Genomic DNA, 1,148 nt, shown 5'->3' with positions numbered 1-1,148 from the left:
ATGCACAGCATCCAAGGAAATCTCCGTAAAAACGGAGAGTTTACCAATAATCAGGGTGGTGCACTTTTACACCATAACTCCCCGATCCCTTGGTCTACTTTTGCACAATATTTAACACCAAAACGATATGACGCCAACTTACCCAAAAATCTGACATATCGGAGATATTACAAATCTTATTACTGGCGAAATCCACTTACTGGAAAAGAGATCCCTCTGGGACAAATCGCCCGTAGGGATGCTATATCTCAGGCTATTCAGGCCAATAATTATATTGAATCCAATTTTCAGCCAGTTGCCCTGCTTGAACGATTACAAGCCCCTGCCCCAACTCCTGCGGCTAAAGCTGAAGTTAATACCGTAGCGAGTTGGCTAAAGCGCTATTCAGAACTATTAAAGCGTCGCGAACTGGCTGAGAACACTATGAAAATGAGAGTCCTGCAAATCGGATATATTAAGCAAGAATTTGGAGAGAGGCCGATCGAGACTGTGACCACCAAGCATATTGCTGATTTTATTAATGCCTATGTCGATAATGGTAAAAGTTCGATGGCGGTAAATCTACGTTCTGTTTTGTCTGATGTTTTTCGCGAAGCAATAGCTGATGGTTTAATTAGCAGCAATCCAGTGGAAGCAACACGCACGCCGTCACCAAAAGTTAAGCGGGAACGGCTCGACTATGCTGCCTTTTGCAAGGTTTATGAGGCTGCCAGCCAACAGCAAAACTGGGTTCAACTCAGCCTGGTGTTAGCGCTGATTACCGGACAACGCCGTGATGATGTACGGCAATTAAAAAGAAGCGATGTTCATGACGGCAAACTTTGGATAGTCCAGAGTAAAACCAAGATGCAGATAGCGATATCGCTATCATTACGGCTGGAAATAATGAATACCACGGTTGGGGAAATTATAGAGAAGTGCCTGAATAATAGTAAAAGTGAATATCTCATCAGCTCATCCAATAAAAGTTCAGGCCGAGAACCCGGAGCTTTAAACGCGGACTCGCTCACCAAAGCCTTTGTTAAAGCATTGAAGGCTACCGATCTGATTTATGAAATATCCCCTCCCAGTTTTCACGAGATCCGCAGCTTGGCGTCTCGTCTTTATGAAGCAGAATACGGTAAGGAATTTGCACAGAAATTGCTTGG

General features: G+C 43.9%; 1 protein-coding gene. It reads left to right on the top strand.

What is annotated here, in order from left to right:
• Positions 1–1,148: site-specific integrase (locus FTA91_RS06140; protein WP_235896830.1), on the top strand; the 1,148-nt coding region annotated here is incomplete at both ends.

The sequence above is a fragment of the Yersinia thracica genome (assembly GCF_902170565.1).
In the GTDB taxonomy this organism is placed as follows: domain Bacteria; phylum Pseudomonadota; class Gammaproteobacteria; order Enterobacterales; family Enterobacteriaceae; genus Yersinia; species Yersinia thracica.
Note: the sequence above shows the minus strand (reverse complement) of the source record. Positions and strands in the feature narration are given on the sequence as shown.